This window comes from Halorubrum aquaticum (assembly GCF_900113615.1).
Lineage (GTDB): Archaea > Halobacteriota > Halobacteria > Halobacteriales > Haloferacaceae > Halorubrum > Halorubrum aquaticum.
In genome coordinates, this window is record NZ_FOPZ01000006.1 from 14,221 (window position 1) to 29,043 (window position 14,823).

Annotated in this window: 8 protein-coding genes and 1 pseudogene; 4 read left to right on the top strand and 5 right to left on the bottom strand. The window is 54.4% G+C overall.

Features of this window, described 5'->3' with window-relative positions; genetic code table 11:
- Positions 1 to 38 precede the first annotated feature (38 nt).
- Complete coding sequence (locus F3H10_RS06890) at positions 39 to 3,851, top strand: helicase-related protein (RefSeq protein ID WP_149784065.1); 3,813 nt, start codon at positions 39 to 41, stop codon at positions 3,849 to 3,851.
- A 10-nt stretch (positions 3,852 to 3,861) separates the two neighbouring features.
- On the opposite strand, the gene F3H10_RS06895 is transcribed toward F3H10_RS06890, so the two are convergent.
- Positions 3,862 to 7,467: an Eco57I restriction-modification methylase domain-containing protein gene (locus F3H10_RS06895; protein ID WP_149784066.1), complete on the bottom strand. Its 3,606-nt coding sequence runs from the start codon at positions 7,465 to 7,467 to the stop codon at positions 3,862 to 3,864.
- 143 nt (positions 7,468 to 7,610) lie between these two features.
- Between F3H10_RS06895 and F3H10_RS16305 the strand changes: the two genes are divergently transcribed.
- Positions 7,611 to 8,423 (top strand): uracil-DNA glycosylase family protein, encoded by an 813-nt coding sequence (locus F3H10_RS16305; protein WP_223174240.1) that lies wholly within the window; start codon positions 7,611 to 7,613, stop codon positions 8,421 to 8,423.
- Positions 8,424 to 8,631: 208 nt separating this feature from the next.
- Here the strand turns inward: F3H10_RS16305 and F3H10_RS06905 are convergent.
- Positions 8,632 to 9,272 (bottom strand): annotated as a pseudogene (locus tag F3H10_RS06905) (IS6 family transposase).
- A gap of 156 nt (positions 9,273 to 9,428) precedes the next feature.
- On the opposite strand from F3H10_RS06905, the gene F3H10_RS06910 reads away from it, so the two are divergent.
- Complete coding sequence (locus F3H10_RS06910; protein ID WP_149784067.1) at positions 9,429 to 11,078, top strand: sensor histidine kinase; 1,650 nt, start codon at positions 9,429 to 9,431, stop codon at positions 11,076 to 11,078.
- A gap of 163 nt (positions 11,079 to 11,241) precedes the next feature.
- Here F3H10_RS06910 and F3H10_RS06915 read toward each other — a convergent pair whose 3' ends face one another.
- On the bottom strand, positions 11,242 to 11,697 hold the full coding sequence (locus F3H10_RS06915) for a hypothetical protein (protein ID WP_149784068.1): 456 nt from the start codon (positions 11,695 to 11,697) through the stop codon (positions 11,242 to 11,244).
- 45 nt (positions 11,698 to 11,742) lie between these two features.
- Positions 11,743 to 12,267: a hypothetical protein gene (locus tag F3H10_RS06920; protein ID WP_149784069.1), complete on the bottom strand. Its 525-nt coding sequence runs from the start codon at positions 12,265 to 12,267 to the stop codon at positions 11,743 to 11,745.
- Between the two features lie 159 nt (positions 12,268 to 12,426).
- On the opposite strand from F3H10_RS06920, the gene F3H10_RS06925 reads away from it, so the two are divergent.
- Positions 12,427 to 13,251, top strand: a complete 825-nt coding sequence (locus F3H10_RS06925; protein ID WP_149784070.1) for an IS5 family transposase — start codon at positions 12,427 to 12,429, stop codon at positions 13,249 to 13,251.
- 145 nt (positions 13,252 to 13,396) lie between these two features.
- Here F3H10_RS06925 and F3H10_RS06930 read toward each other — a convergent pair whose 3' ends face one another.
- A complete protein-coding gene (locus F3H10_RS06930; RefSeq protein WP_223174241.1) occupies positions 13,397 to 14,755 on the bottom strand; it encodes a folylpolyglutamate synthase/dihydrofolate synthase family protein in 1,359 nt (452 codons plus the stop codon).
- Positions 14,756 to 14,823: the final 68 nt, after the last annotated feature.

A 14,823-nucleotide genomic window follows, 5' to 3' on the forward strand; every position in this document is an offset into this window, starting at 1 on the left:
TAAACACTAAGTTGCCTCCCCGTGATCCTCTTTCCTAAATGATCTCTCTCCCTCCAATCGTCGACAATGCTGATAGGACGGTCGAAGACGTCTACAAAAAGATAATCCCACAGACCGAAGAAGCACGTATCGCTACTGGCTATTTCTATCTTTCCGGTTTCAATCTGTACCGCGAGGATCTCGAACAACTTGCTGACCCTGATGAACTCGGTCATGCTCCCATTCGTATCTTGATGGGCCGGCAGACGAATCGGAGTACAGCAGATGAGATTGGGGACGGACAAAATCTACGCAGTAATCTCAAAGATGAGGTTGAAGAGAGTATTGAGGAGCTGAATAACGCCCAATTGGGGCGGTTGGATCGGCTACGAGATTTCATAGCAGAAGATCAGGTTAGCGTCCGCGTGCGAAATCCAGAAAACGGATACTTCCACGCCAAAGGGGCCTCGTTCAGAGCCCCACGCGACGATGATGACTGGGCGACTGAAGACGATACAGACACACGTCCATGTGCGACTGTCGTCGGGTCGTCGAACTTCACGGCTAGCGGACACCGGAACAACATTGAACTGAATCTCACGAGCCAGGATAGGCGCGAGGCGGAGGCGTTCGAAAGTTGGTACGACAACCAGTGGGCGAATGCCGAGGACTTCAGCGAAGAGATCATCCGGGTCATCGAGAACAGCACGAAGTATCAGGACTGGCAGGAGCAACAAGAAGACGATTCTGATGACGACGAGACACCCGATGACCTAGGGACGTACATCGAACCGTTCGAGCTGTACAAGCTCCTCGCGTACGACGAATTAAGTGGGAACGTCAACATCCGCGACAGTCCGCTGTACTACTTCCAGACGCTCGGGTACGAAAGCGCGAAAGAGAAGCTCTCCCAGTTCAACGGCTGTATCATCTCCGACTCGGTCGGTCTCGGGAAGTCCTTCATCGGCGGCGAGCTCCTCCACGACTACCGCCAGCGTGGAGACCGTTGTTTACTGATCGTGCCAGCGAACCTCACCGAGCAGTGGGAAGACCTCCTCCAAGACGACACGGACGAAGACGGCAATCCGTACTTCGGTCTCGAAGTTGATGGAACGCACCTCGACGTAATGAGCATCAGTAAGTTCCAGAATCTCGCGTACGACGAGGTTCAAGACCTCAAAGAAGCGTTTGACGTTGTACTCGTCGACGAGGCCCACCGGTTCCGGAATCACGGGAAGTGGCGACCGACCCCGGATCACGACGACGACTACAAGGGAACGCGTCGCCACGCCAACCTCCGTCAGCTCCGTGGCAAGACGATGATAATGCTGACGGCGACGCCGATTAACAACTCTGCGACCGACTTAGAGAACTTGATCAGCCTGTTCACTAGCCCCGAAGAACTGCGAAATAAGGCGTCGTTAGACTTCGGTGCCTTCGAAGAGTACATCGAACTCTCTGAGACTCGGAAGAAGATCGCCGCCGGGAAAGAGGAAGCTAGTGACCAAAAGCTACAGAGTATCACCGAGCAACTCCAGCGCCATTCAGAGGAGATCTCGAAGATTCTGAACGAGGTGATGGTACTGCGGACGCGGAAGCACGTCAAAGACCAGATCCAAGACGAGGAGGACTTCGAGATGAGCTTCAAGCCGCCGACGCTCAGCAAGGAGCAGTATTCGCTTCCTCCGGCGTACCAGCCGGTGTATCGGATGCTGCCGGACGTGATGGACGCACTCCATCTCCCGCACATTACGGTGAAGAACCCGAAGGCAGGCGGGACGCTGAAGGCGCTGTACAAGCTGAACCTGCTCAAGCGGCTGGAGTCGTCGACCTACGCGTTCGTTCAGTCGATCCAGACGCTACACCAGAGCGAGCGGCGGCTTCTCGGGCTTCTCGATGGACTCCCCGAAGAGAAGGAGATCGACCTGTTGCGGGCGGCCCAAGACGAGGAGCAGGCGGAGACGCTCGACGACTTCGTGGAAGGAGACGACGCCGCCGAAGATCTCGAACAGACGCTCGAAGAGTTCGGGTTCGACACGACCGCGGTTCGTGCGGACGAAGACACGGAGACCGACGCGCCGGACGAATTGGCGGACGCGACAATCGGTGAGGTGAAGACGTACATCCGAGAGGACCTGACGCTGATCGCGTACTTCCTCTCGCAGTTCATCGGCGATATCGCACAGGACTCCGGCGACGTGAGCGACCAGGCCGTTTCAACGAGGCAGTGGCTTCACGAGCACAACGCCGGTGTTCTTCCCGACGTTCCAGAGGAGGAGCTGAATCCGATCCTCTACCCGCGGAGCGATCTGAGTGACGTCGACGGTGCGACTCGCGAGTTCTACGAGGCGGTGTTCTCGCTCCGGGAGTTCCGCGATCCGAAGGTCGAGCGGCTCACGGACGTTCTCAACGGCTACGACGACGAGAAAGTCCTCGTCTTCACGCAGTACCGCGCTACCGCGGACTACGTCCACCGGACGCTGCTCAACGATCCCGACTCACCGCTCACGGAGGCGAACAGCGCGGTCGTCAAAGGCGGCGACGACAACAAACAGGACGTCATTCAGCGGTTCGCCCCGGAGGCGTCGGGGTATCAGCAGACGCTCGCCGAGTCCGGCGAGGACGAACTCCAGTACGTCATCGCGACCGACACCCTCTCAGAGGGGGTTAATCTCCAGGACGTATCGGTCCAGATCTCCTTCGACCTGCCGTGGAACCCGATGCGGATTGTTCAGCGCGTGGGGCGTATCGACCGGATCGGGAGTACCGACGAGAAGTACGTCCACAACTTCTACCCTGACGGTGACATCGAGGCGGCGATTAAGCTGCTGAAACGGCTTCAGGCGAAGATCAACGACATCGCGCTCATCGTTGGCAAGGAGAACAACATCCTCGATCCGAACGAGGACCAGATCTTGGAACAGACCGGCGTGGAGACGGAGAAGACGATCGGCGAGCTCCAGGTGGACGAGATCGAGGACTCGCTACAGAAGTCGCGGGAGGTTGAGGACATCAACGAGCTCGACGACACGAGCAAGAACCCTCTCCTCCGCAACGCTGGGAGCAACGAACACGCTGCCTACGAGCGGTTCCTGCTCAAGAAGGAGCTGAACGAGGAGTTCGGGCTCACCGAGGACGATTTCGAGTACGCCGCGGACTACTTCGAGGAGTCGCCCGCGGAGCGTGAGCGCCTGTACACGAACGTCACGGACCACGACTCCGGGCCGCGTCCGGGCGTGTTCGGGCTCGCGCACCTCTGGTTCGACGACGACGATCACGAGTCTCCCTTGGGTCGCGTTCGGCGGGCCTTCTACTACAAGCCGTTCGGGGACGAGGTGAAGGAGCGTCCCGTCGGCACGCTCAAAATCGACCCCGAGGTGAGGGGCGAGCCGATCTCGGGTGACGCCGAGAGCGTCCTGTCCAACCGAGATGCGATTCAGGAAGTCCTCGACGAGCGGCTGGAGGCGATTCGGGAAGGCCAGGTAGAAGGCGCGTTCAAACAGGGCGACTCGTTCTCGAAGGAGCAGGAGACGATTCTGGATTTCATCGCGTACCATCTACAACCGAACTACGGGGAGAAGTCGGTCCCTGCGGAGGAGTACGACACGCTCGATGAGTGGGCTGAGAGCCTCAGCGAACGCCTCCAAGACGTGAAGTTAGCCAACACCGACGAGGATCGGATCCTTCGAGAGACATTCCGAGACACGACGGAGTACGACTCGTTCCCAGATTGGCCGCCAATGGAGTTCTTAGATGAGTTAGAAGCGTTCTTAAAAGAGAACGTAGAGGAGTCGACGGAGTATCAGGATACGCTCGTGGGTGAAAGTGAGGTTCAGGCTCGACTGATGTGTTGGGGAGTGGTCAGTTCATAATAGACCCATTCTACAAGTGTTCTTCTGATAACTCAGTGTATTTTGAATTCACAAGATCAAAGTAGTCATCATCCATCATACGCGGATTCTCTACTTGGTGGAAGTCATTTAGAACGAACTCTACTTCGGACTGGTCTAAGCCATACGCATGGAAGGCGGCAGCATCAATTTCGGATTGGATTTCACGACGCTCTTGGTTATCTGTCGCTGGTTCTATCCCTCCTAACCGCTCACGCATTCCTTCAAATTTATCTCCATAGCAGTTCAAGCGAGCAGCTCGTTTGCTAATGTATTCGAACCACTCATCGCCTGCGGCGAGACGAGGCATCTGAGATTCTTCAAATCGGAATGCTAGCAAGTTTTGAGCATCTTTTGTTCTCATCAGGAAATCAAACGGAATGCTATTACAGAGCCCTAAGGCAGCGAATAGTTCCTTATCAGTAAATATCCGATCATATGCCGAATGTAAGTTACCTTCTACAGTATCTTCTTTTTGAACATTCAGTTCAAATGGACGAAGAGTATAAACAGAATCTACGGTCACGCTACCGGTCGGGAGTACAGCAGAAATGACGGTTCTTTCGTTAGTGGGGTTTGATATTTTTCGAAATACAAGCCGGTACTCAGATCCGTCCAGCTTGACGTCAGCATTCTCTAGTCCCCTTCCTCTATTTTTCTGAAGTAAGTCATTTACAAATTGCTTCTGCGATCCCGAGCCATCAAACGCATCATAAACGGCTCTTTTCAGTTTTCTAATATTTCGCTCTCTGATTCGCTCCTTCGCGCTTTTCACGCCATCCACCTCTTTTTCAACGCCCCACAGTTTCTGCTCTTCAATATCATCAAAGAACTCGTTATCATATGAATACTGATATATGTTCTTCCCCTCAAAAATGGGGTAATCTCCGACTTCAGCATCTTCGGTGTAGCGATCATTATCATATCCCTTCCTCAGTTCATAATAGACATCAGCATACCAGTCGTCTCCGTGCTCTTCTCCGATAGGAGGCCATTGAACAATCTTCTCAATGACGTCTAGCTCGTCTTTGGACCGGATATTCGGGAAACTGCGTGCTTCGGGAGAATATTTAACCAATATCTCTTTGGAGATCTCTATGGCATGTTCTGAAATATTGCGAAGAATGTTAACATTATTCTGTAAGCCAATACCGCTAACACTCTGTGTCTCTCCTCCAGATTTGAAGACCGCAATATTGAATTTGTACCGATCATCAACATGAGAAAATATTCCTTTATTTTCGAATCCGACAATCGATTGTACTGTATTCTTGTTTAGAAGCTCCATTCGGAGATCTTTGCCCATTGCGCCACTAAAGACGACATTTGGGAGTATTAACGAGATAAGTGATCCGTCTTGTGTGAGATTGAAAATCCGCTCAAAAAAGAGAGCAGACAAGTCATTAGGAATCGGTTGTTTTGTGCCACCGACTACAGGCTGTTGAAGATTGTACTCTCCACTCTTCTTGTAGTATTGTGCTTTCTTTTGGGTTCTTTCTTTGTACTTTTCCCAATTTTCACTTACTAATGGATCGTCCAGCAAATCATTCTGCTTTGTCTCTTTTTGTTTACTAGGTAGTGAAGAGAAGGTCGGTTCATATTCAACAAAGAATTCATCTGGATTTGCCTGAATTTGATCCCAAGGGGGATTGCCGATAATAACGTCAAATCCACCGTCCTCGTAGACTGTAGCGAATTCCAATACCCAGTGGAATGGATGGTATTCTTGAATATGTTCAAGAGTCAGATCGTCAACATCCGCATCTTCGAATTGTTCCAGTATCTTCTTATCTAACTCTTCACTGTGATTCTCAATTTTTTCTTCTGCGGCGTTACGCCATTTTGCTGCTTCTTTCCCGGAGTTAGCGTGTTGGTGTTTTTTAACAGCCTCAATAACGCCGTCATATAGCGAGTGTACGCTCTCACCTACACCGCCACCATAATTGGATAACTGCGCATCTCCGTCGTTTGCTGTTTCTACAAGTTCAGTAAACCCGATAAGCGAGTTCCCCTGCCGGATGTTGAAATCGATGTTCGGGAGCGGTTCGACCTCGCTGGGCTCATCCTCGATGTCCGCGACCATCGAGAGCCAGAGGCGGAGTTTACAGATTTCGACGGCGCCCTCGTCGATGTCGACCCCGTACAAATTGTTCAGGATGACCGTCCGCTTCGCGTACAGCGACGCTCCGCCCTGCCCCTCGTTGATCGTCTCTAACTCGTCACGGGTACGAGACTCCAACTCCCAGCCTTTCCCCTCCGCTTCGAGCTGCTGGAAGTACTCGATACACTGAATGTAGATGTCCACCAGTACGTCCTGCGCGGCGAGCAGGAACGCGCCGCTCCCGACCGCCGGGTCGAGGACGTGCGCCTCCTTCAGGATGTCGTGGTACAGCGTCTCGACGTGCTTCGTCTCCACGTTCTCGGTGGCGGCCTGCTGCGTCATCGTCCCGCCGTCCGCGACTGCCGTCTCGCCCTCGGCGGCTTCGAATTCGGGAAAACCGAACACGTCGTCGATCTCGTCGTACTCGGCGTCGACAGCGTCGTTGAGTTGATCGAGAAGGTACGGATGGATCGTCCGGCGAGACATGAAGCCGGTGATCTCTTCGGGCGTGTAGTACGCGCCCATCTCCTTCTGGTTGACCGTCTGCTCGAAGATGTGACCGAGTATCGCCGGTGAGAGGTTCTTCGGGTCGACGATATCGAGCCGCTCGTCCACGTTCCAGTTCCACCCCGACAGGAACTCCAAGACATCATCGAAGAGATCGTTCGTCTCCTCGGCGGACGCGCCGAGCTTCGCGTCTGGGAACTCCTCCTCGACGGGATTCTTCGCGAACAGCCCGCCGTTCAGGTACGGCAGGCTCCCGAACTCTGGGTTCTGCTTGTCCTCCGCGAGATAGTCGAAGAACAGCGGCCGGTAGAAGTTCTCGTACCGATCCTCACCGTCATCGACGACGTCGCCGGGCTGTTCGTGGAGGTAGTTCGGATTCCGGTCCAGCAGGCGCTTTTCCTGGATGAAATACAGGAAGATCATCCGGTCGAGGATGACCTGGACGTACCGCTGCTTCGCGTCGCCGCGATCGTCGGGGATCCCGGACACCTCCTGAACGAGGTTCGTCCGAAGTTCCTCGAACTCCTCGTAGAACTCCTTTACGACCTGCTGGGTATCGTACAGCGTGTCGTAGATCGCGGCGGAGGAGCCGTACTCGATGGAGTTGAGCTTCTTCAGAACGGTGTTCTTTTCGCCGCTGTCGCTCGTGAACTGCTCCTTGGTAAACGAGATCTTCTGGTGCTTGATGCGCCCGTGCTGTTGCCCTTCCCAGCTACGCATCCGGGTGAGGAAGGTGAACTCTTCAAAGTCGTTCGTGGCGACGAGGTTCGTGTGTCGAGATCGGTTGTCCGGCTTGAAATCCGTCGCCGTCTCACCAGGACCCGCGTTGACGAGTACGACGAACTCGTCATCGGCGAGCTGAAGGACAAGTTCGTTGTCCTCTCCGAGGTTTTGACGCGGTTTCAGTCCGCGCTTCTCGAAGGAGTCGGCGATATCTTGGAGGGAATCCCAGCCTGCGATATCTTTCGCAGTAATCTGCTGGACTGACATACATATTGGGACACCCGTTACTTGTATGAAAGTATGGGAATCCTCTGCTAATGTCCCAATCTTAAGCATTTCAACGGAGCCAGATTTATCCTAATTGAACAACCCGAACTATCAATTAGCCCGCTAGATACCACTCAGAGATGATGGACGAAACGACCGCTCGTAAGCTCCTCTCGGAGATCGACAAGCCGACAGAGCCAACGCTTCAAGAGCTACAGGAGATGGCGATCGGAAGCGTCGAGACGGTCCTTTCGGACGCTGGGTTCCCTACCCGAGAGGAGGTCAACCGGCGACTCTCATACACGTTCTACTACGACTGGGAGACTGACGATCCGGACATCGTCCTCCTCGTTCAGGACCCCGGAAACCTCCATGAACGTCACCTGTCGGAACTGCGTCCGCAGAACCCACTCACCGGCGAATGTTCGGCTCGCGACCAGATCGGCGTCTACCGCGAGTTTGCCAAGAGCTGGCTGACCGGGCGAAACGCCGACTTCGCGGAGCGTTTTTTCGAGACGCTCGCCCGTCACGATCTCATTTCGCTCCCGAACGGCTGGCACCAGTACGTCGAATCCGGGCAGTTCTATCGAGACTTCTACCTCGGCGACGTCGTGAAGTACCGCGTCGACGGTTTCGGAGTTGCCGCCGAGCGCGCCTCGTATCAACACCTCCTCAAGCAAGAACTCCGGGCGTTGGATCCAGAGCTTGTGATCACCTTCGGCGGAAACGCGTGGCCGGCACTCCGACGCTCGACTGCACCCGAACCCGTCGTGGATACCGACGCCGACCCCGAGAGCATTATGTCCATCCATGGGACACTCCACCGAATCTCCGATCCGGTCGATACCCACGTACTCCCGCTGGCTCACATGAGTGGGCAGGTCTGGTGGCGGTTCCCACCTGACGAGTACATCTCGCGACTCAGCAAGGCGCTTGAACTTCTCGAACGTCAGTAGCGAAAACGACGGAGCCTGACACGCATCGTCTCGATATGAGATAGCGACTCAACTGATTGTGGGCAGTCACGTGTTTGGGCGGACTACATGGCGAGATAGGGGCCGTAACCCCGAAACGTAGTACTACGGTTGAGTGCCAGACAGTCTATGAGATACTCATGTTGATCAGTACGTTATGTTAGAAGTTGCTGTGGAGGGCGCTGTCTGGTTAACCACGGCTTCTTGATGTTTGTCTGTTGAGTGGTTGAGACGGTCTCTGGTGATTGTAATAATGCATGAACTGTTCAAGCAATTTGGGTGCGCTGTCCCGACTGTCGACCCACGAGTTGTGGAAACGGTCGATTCGTATTCTGACTATATGAACCGCTTTTCGATGAGATTTCGGTCTGTGTCGTTGACCCTACCGCGGGGTCCTAAGCGAGAGACTGTAGCCCGATAGCTGAACTGATCAACAAGACACACGCCATCGGAGAGATTGTATTTCTCACGGAGCCATGTAGCACTTCAGCCGTTGGATCAGCCCCGTGCTGTCCGAACAGCCCCACATCAAGAGACAGTTTTGTGCCAACATCTATTGTAGAATACAGTCAAGACCACTCGCGGGTAATCTTGATAGCGCTCTCGTCAACTGCGATCCGTGACTGCTGGGACGTCGGTGGGTTTCCAACGCGATCTACAACCGATGAATCTACTGGCAGATCGCTTGAACTGAGTATTCTAGTCAAACAATCGGAGCATTTCTTTCGTTTCTCGAAGCGTACGGTCGGTCGCGTGGAGCCGGACGGGTGTCGGAGTCTGCTTGTGCTTCCTGTATCAAATATTCGCCGTGTTCAACGTCTCTTTGAGCAGCTTTGGATCAAGCGGCTCTGTTGAAATCCTATTCTTCAGACATATTCTTGCCTGAAACAGCCGGTTACTGAAGAGTGCGCGTCTATCACGCGCTATCAAGACATCGTCACCTTACAGATTCATAAAGTATTACCCTGGCCCCCGGGACGGTCCAATATGGCTGTCTCGACGACATCTCCTCTCTTTCTGCTCTATGTTGGTCTCTTCGTCGTGGCTGCATTGGCCTGTTTTATAAGTCTCACACGCCTTCAACGTATCACAAATGCTGATACGCGACGGGGATTGTGGGCACTCCTCCTGACGAGCGGCGGGTGGGCGACCGCTCACGTCGGATTTCTTGTCTCTCCAACGATATCACTCAAACTCGCGTGGTATACGTTCGGGCTCGTGCTGGGACTCGCAGCTGTCGGCGCATGGCTCTACTTCTGTTCAGCGTATACTGGTCGGACCTACCATCGAAATCCGACATACCGTCGCCTTGCTATCGCCGTCTACATCGTACTTGTCGCGGTGAAGGTCACCAATCCTCTCCACCAAGGATACTTCACGACGACAGCCGTCGCCACCCCGTTCCCCCATCTGTCCGTATACACAGGGCCGCTACATTGGACTGCAATGGGGCTCTCGTATGCACTCGCCTTTGTCGGCTATTTCATGCTGTTGGAACTGTTCACCGAGATCGATCTCGACACACGAGCGCTCCTCGCTCTCGTTGGAATCACCGGCCTGCCCGTCGTGTTCGATATTATCGGGTACACCACGCCCTACCTCATCGATATTACCTACGAGCCGCTCGGGGTCGCCGTCTTCGCCGTTGGTGTCGCGTTCGTCTATATCGACCAGTTCGATGCCATCCAATTGGCCGGCGAACGGGACGAGCCAATTATTGCGCTTGACGCGAGCAACCACATTCGAGACACGAATCGCGCTGCGCAGACCCTCTTCCCTGACCTTGACGGTGCCGAGGGCACCCCTCTGAAGACGACACTTCCACGAGTAGCTGACTGTCTTGACAGCGACGACGCTATTTTGAAACTCCAACAAGAGGGCCGCCCCCGGTATTACCATGTTACAGAGACACCGTATGGGACAGCAAAAGCTGGGCTCGGTCGAACCATCCTTCTGACCGACGTGACTGACCGTGAGCGGTACCGAGAGGAATTAGTGCGACAGAACGAACGTCTCGAACAGTTTGCCAGTTTAGTGAGTCACGACCTCCGTAATCCTCTCAACGTGGCCACAGGGCGGTTCGAATTACTCCGCGGGGATGTCGAGGAGGTTGCAGAGAATGAACACGCAGCAGCCATCGAACGGGCGCTAACTCGGATGGAGGACCTAATTAGGCAAATTCTCTCGCTCGCCCGTGATGGCCGACCAGTCGAGCAGTGGGATGCAGTGTTGCTCTCGTCGGTCGCACAGAACAGTTGGGAGATGGTTGAGACAAACGCTGCCGAGTTACGCGTCGAGGACGACCTGACGTTCAAAGCGGACCCGACACGGCTCCAACGACTGTTCGAGAACCTGTTTCGGAATTCAATCGATCACGGCGGCCCGGACGTGACGGTCTCCGTCGGAGTGCTTCCTGACCGGCCGGGATTTTACGTGGCTGATGATGGGCCCGGTATCCCTGAGAGTGACCGTGAGTCCGTGTTCGACCCGGGGTATACGACCCGCGAGGAAGGGACCGGGTTTGGACTCGCTATCGTCGCCGAGACAGTTGCTGCACATGGGTGGAAGATACAGGTGACTGAGAGTGAGACCGGTGGCGCTCGCTTCGAGATCCTCGGCGTTGAAATCGTAGCGTGATTCTGTACTGACAGGCTCTGACTGTTCTGCAAAATGTGTCCGCTGTACTGAGCGATTGGGGTAAAACTGTCAGCTGCTGAGGATTTCAACAGAGCCAGAATTTTCAATTACTACAATCTTCGATATTCGGAACAGCCTCAGCCGAGGAAGAGTGTTTGTTTCGCTATCCTTTGTTGTGAACCGGTAGGTCGTCAAGGGCCTCCATGTCACAGTCGAATGGACTCGGGAGTTCGTCAACCAAGGCCCGCACGAATCCCGTGTCTCCCGGCTTGATCATCACCTCACCGTCGGCCTGAACCGTCTCACCATCCTCGTTCTCGTAGGTCGTGGGGACGAGTACGGGTACACCCGCTTCGAGATACTCCTGCGAAACCTCGCGTAATACGTCGCTCTCCGTATCGAGGTTCCCGTCCGTGTCTATCGTCCCGACGACCTCACCCCGCTCGTGATTGAGTATCTCAACCTCGACGACCTCCTGCTCGTCGTCGGGTTCGTCCTCGTCATCTACGCTTGCAGCCCCTTCGGCAAGCGCCCACCCGAAGTCTTCCTCCATCCACCGAGCTATCTCGGCGGCATCAGCGTCGGAGCCGGGACGTTCGGGCCGTTCGGGGTTATCCATGCGTTGTAGTATTTGTCCTGACAGGGTTTAATCGCCGGCGGTGCTTTACTCGTCGCCTCCGAGCGCCCACAGCGCCATATCGAGCGTGCGGAGACTCACGTCGTACTCGTTCGCTATCGCCCAACATACACCCAGATACAGTAAGTAGTCCTCGACGGATGGGTCATCAGGCATCTCATCGGGCAAGTACCCATTCTCGTGTAGTACGTCCCATGCCCGCCAATCAAGGACGGTAAAGCGGTCGGGATTCACGAACAACAGAATTGCCGAGGCCATTCGGACCTGTACGCCGTCGAGTCGAGTGAGGATATTGACCTTCTCGCTCACGCTGTTCGCACTGAGGGCGTCGTCGACGAGGTGTTTCACCTCTTCGGGGCCGTTCCGCTCGAAGTACCCGATACTGCGACTGCTCTTCCAGCGAACAATCCACTCCACGTCCTCAACCGACCATGACCCATCCTCGAAGGCGAGAGGTAGTGTTTCGAGGCGGTCAATCTCCTCGGTGTATTGACCTTCCTCTGCCTCGTATGCGATTTCTTGCTCTTCGAGTAACTGCTGGGAAAGAGTCATATGAGAGAGCTCTTACACAACCCTCCGAGCAGTAAGAAGTTATAGCTTACCCAAGTCGGAATAGACTACTTTAGATGTTATTTCTGCTGTGTTGAATAGCGATCTAATCGGCTTATATCACGGAGTAGAAGGACGAAGCCGAGGAAATCGATTCTGTCCATGGAAGTCGATCTCCTCGACTTCGTTGAGCAGTGTCGGCACCTAGTCAAACAAGCGTTGGGGAAGCACGCGGGCGAGCCCGCCAGCGGCGGGTTCGCCCGCTGGAAACACGTCGTTCTACACTGTTTTCGGCTCGAAGAAGACCACAGCTACCGCGAAACGCCGAATCGGCTGGATTACATGGCCGAGATTCGTGACGTACTCGACTTAGATCGGGACGATCTGCCTGACTATAGCACGCTCTACAAGTCGTTTGATCGGCTGAAAATGTGGGCGTGGCGGGCGCTGCTGCGCGTTTCCGCGCAGCACCACCCGCAGTCCGGCCACGCCGCTCTCGACAGCACGTTCTTCGACCGCCGACGTGCGTCGTCGTACTTCCGCCAGCGGGCAGGACGAACGATACAGACGCTAAAAGTGACGACATTGACTGATGTGGAATCGCTTGCTGTTCTTGATGTTCACATCGCAGCTCGGTGGAAGCATGATACGAAGATCGGACCGCAGGTCGTCCGCCGAAACGCGGACGACCTGCAGTCCGTCGCCGCCGACAACGGCTTCCAAGACTGGCATACCGAGTACGAAATCGCCGCATATGATGTTGAGTACCTTGTTCATTACCGCGGATCGTCAGCGAAAGCAGCCGCGAACAACGCGCTCAACCGAGCAAACGGCTACTCTCAGCGGTGGATGGCCGAAATATCGTATTCGACAACGAAGCGCTCGCTCGGCGATGCCGTGCGAGCGCTGGGCTGGTATCGGCAGTTCCGTGAAATCGTCTTGATGTTCACCATCACTAACATAGAACCACTGTGTGAGCCGCTGTAACTGTGACTCATCATCTATTCAACACAGCAAACCATTCTTCTGTGGAACAACCACTCCGTCATTTGACTGGGGAACGGTAGGGGCGGGAAGAAATACCGCGAGGCGTTGAGCAACAATAGGCGGCTATGAAAAAATTGCGTGAGAACTACGAAATTGGTACTTCATCTGGCCTATCAACCAACGATCTACCCTGTGCTCGCGAGTCGATTTCTGAATCGATCTCTCGCATAAACTCGTCAACAGTATTTCCCATAAGTATCACGGGTCGACCGTGATCGAGCAGCCGGTCTAACACGGCTTCTGGATCGGCGTCAGCGTCTATCTCCGTGACCTCGCACTTCGTTTCTTTCGCGAATACGGAACTGTCACTACCCATCACGTATCCAGCATCGATGATCCCCTGGTCAGCAAGGTGATCGAAGTACGAAACGAAGGAGGCAGTTCGACCGCGTCGGTCTGGCCGCAAGAATACAAATGGTGTGATACGATCAGAGTTTTCAAGAGCTTGTCTAACCGCTTCAGTACTCTCGACGTCGTTCACCTCTGCTGCATTAAAAACGAGTCCATTCGGGACAGTAGTCCATGCCGGCTGAATCTGCTCGAGATACGCTCGGATCTCATCCGAAGGAACAGGGGATTCACCGACAGCTGTAAGAGTGTGGTTCACCGCATGAGCTGTCTCCGCTCCAAGTAGCCCCTCGTGCTCTTCTGGGATTGCTACTTGTTCGATCGTTGCCTCCGTGGCCGTGATCTCACGTTCCAGATACTCATAGATGACCGGATGCTGTTCACCGCACACGATGTGGGCTTTAGGCGGAACTGATTTGGCAAACGACCGTGCGATCTCGGCTCGGGTTTCGCCAAGCGTGTCCTGATGATCACGCCGGATATTAGTCAGAACAATAACATGAGGATCTAGGAATGATTCGTTAATCAAACGTGTCGTGTACTCCGTAATACCTTGATTTTCAAAAATTGCGACATCTTCAGGGGAATATTTCGCGAGCTTGGGGACATACTCTCGAAAAACGTCGATATTCTCATATAGGGTCGTTCTGGGTCCTTCGCGGTTCAACGGGACTACACCACCGTTGTGGATCAGGTGGGGTTGATTCCCAGTGATTTTTGTTAATGTGTCATATCCCCGCCGCCTAAACACGTCGTCAAGTCGGCGAGTGGTCGAAGATTTTCCACGAATGCCAGAGACAACTATCCGCGTGTCTATCTTCTGGATCGTCCGACGGTGTTTGAATCCCCGAATTGGGAGCGTAGCTAGGGAACGAAGCGCCGCCAGTACGGAGGTTGAGCCGACATCAAATGCTGATGATTGTTGGTTCTGGTTCCGAAGGAGGAACGCGGTTTCTGTAACGCTGGCAGCCGCACAGAATGACGTGGCTGCCGTCACAGCATTGGATTTGGCCTCGTATGTCGCCGTCGATCGCGCAAGTACATTGTCGCCATCAACAAGCACCCACTCGTACTGGCCGCCATTATTGACGGTCATACACTGTACGTCAGTAACCTGGGTACTCGCCTGAGAACCATTGAATTGTTGCTCCGGCAGATCTTCGA

Bases quoted from the DNA above. Each gene is read 5' to 3' on its own strand.
- F3H10_RS06890 (WP_149784065.1), top strand. From the start codon at position 39: ATGATCTCTCTCCCTCCAATCGTCGACAATGCTGATAGGACGGTCGAA.
- F3H10_RS06895 (WP_149784066.1), bottom strand. From the start codon at position 7,467: ATGTCAGTCCAGCAGATTACTGCGAAAGATATCGCAGGCTGGGATTCC.
- F3H10_RS16305 (WP_223174240.1), top strand. From the start codon at position 7,611: ATGGACGAAACGACCGCTCGTAAGCTCCTCTCGGAGATCGACAAGCCG.
- F3H10_RS06910 (WP_149784067.1), top strand. From the start codon at position 9,429: ATGGCTGTCTCGACGACATCTCCTCTCTTTCTGCTCTATGTTGGTCTC.
- F3H10_RS06915 (WP_149784068.1), bottom strand. From the start codon at position 11,697: ATGGATAACCCCGAACGGCCCGAACGTCCCGGCTCCGACGCTGATGCC.
- F3H10_RS06920 (WP_149784069.1), bottom strand. From the start codon at position 12,267: ATGACTCTTTCCCAGCAGTTACTCGAAGAGCAAGAAATCGCATACGAG.
- F3H10_RS06925 (WP_149784070.1), top strand. From the start codon at position 12,427: ATGGAAGTCGATCTCCTCGACTTCGTTGAGCAGTGTCGGCACCTAGTC.
- F3H10_RS06930 (WP_223174241.1), bottom strand. From the start codon at position 14,755: ATGACCGTCAATAATGGCGGCCAGTACGAGTGGGTGCTTGTTGATGGC.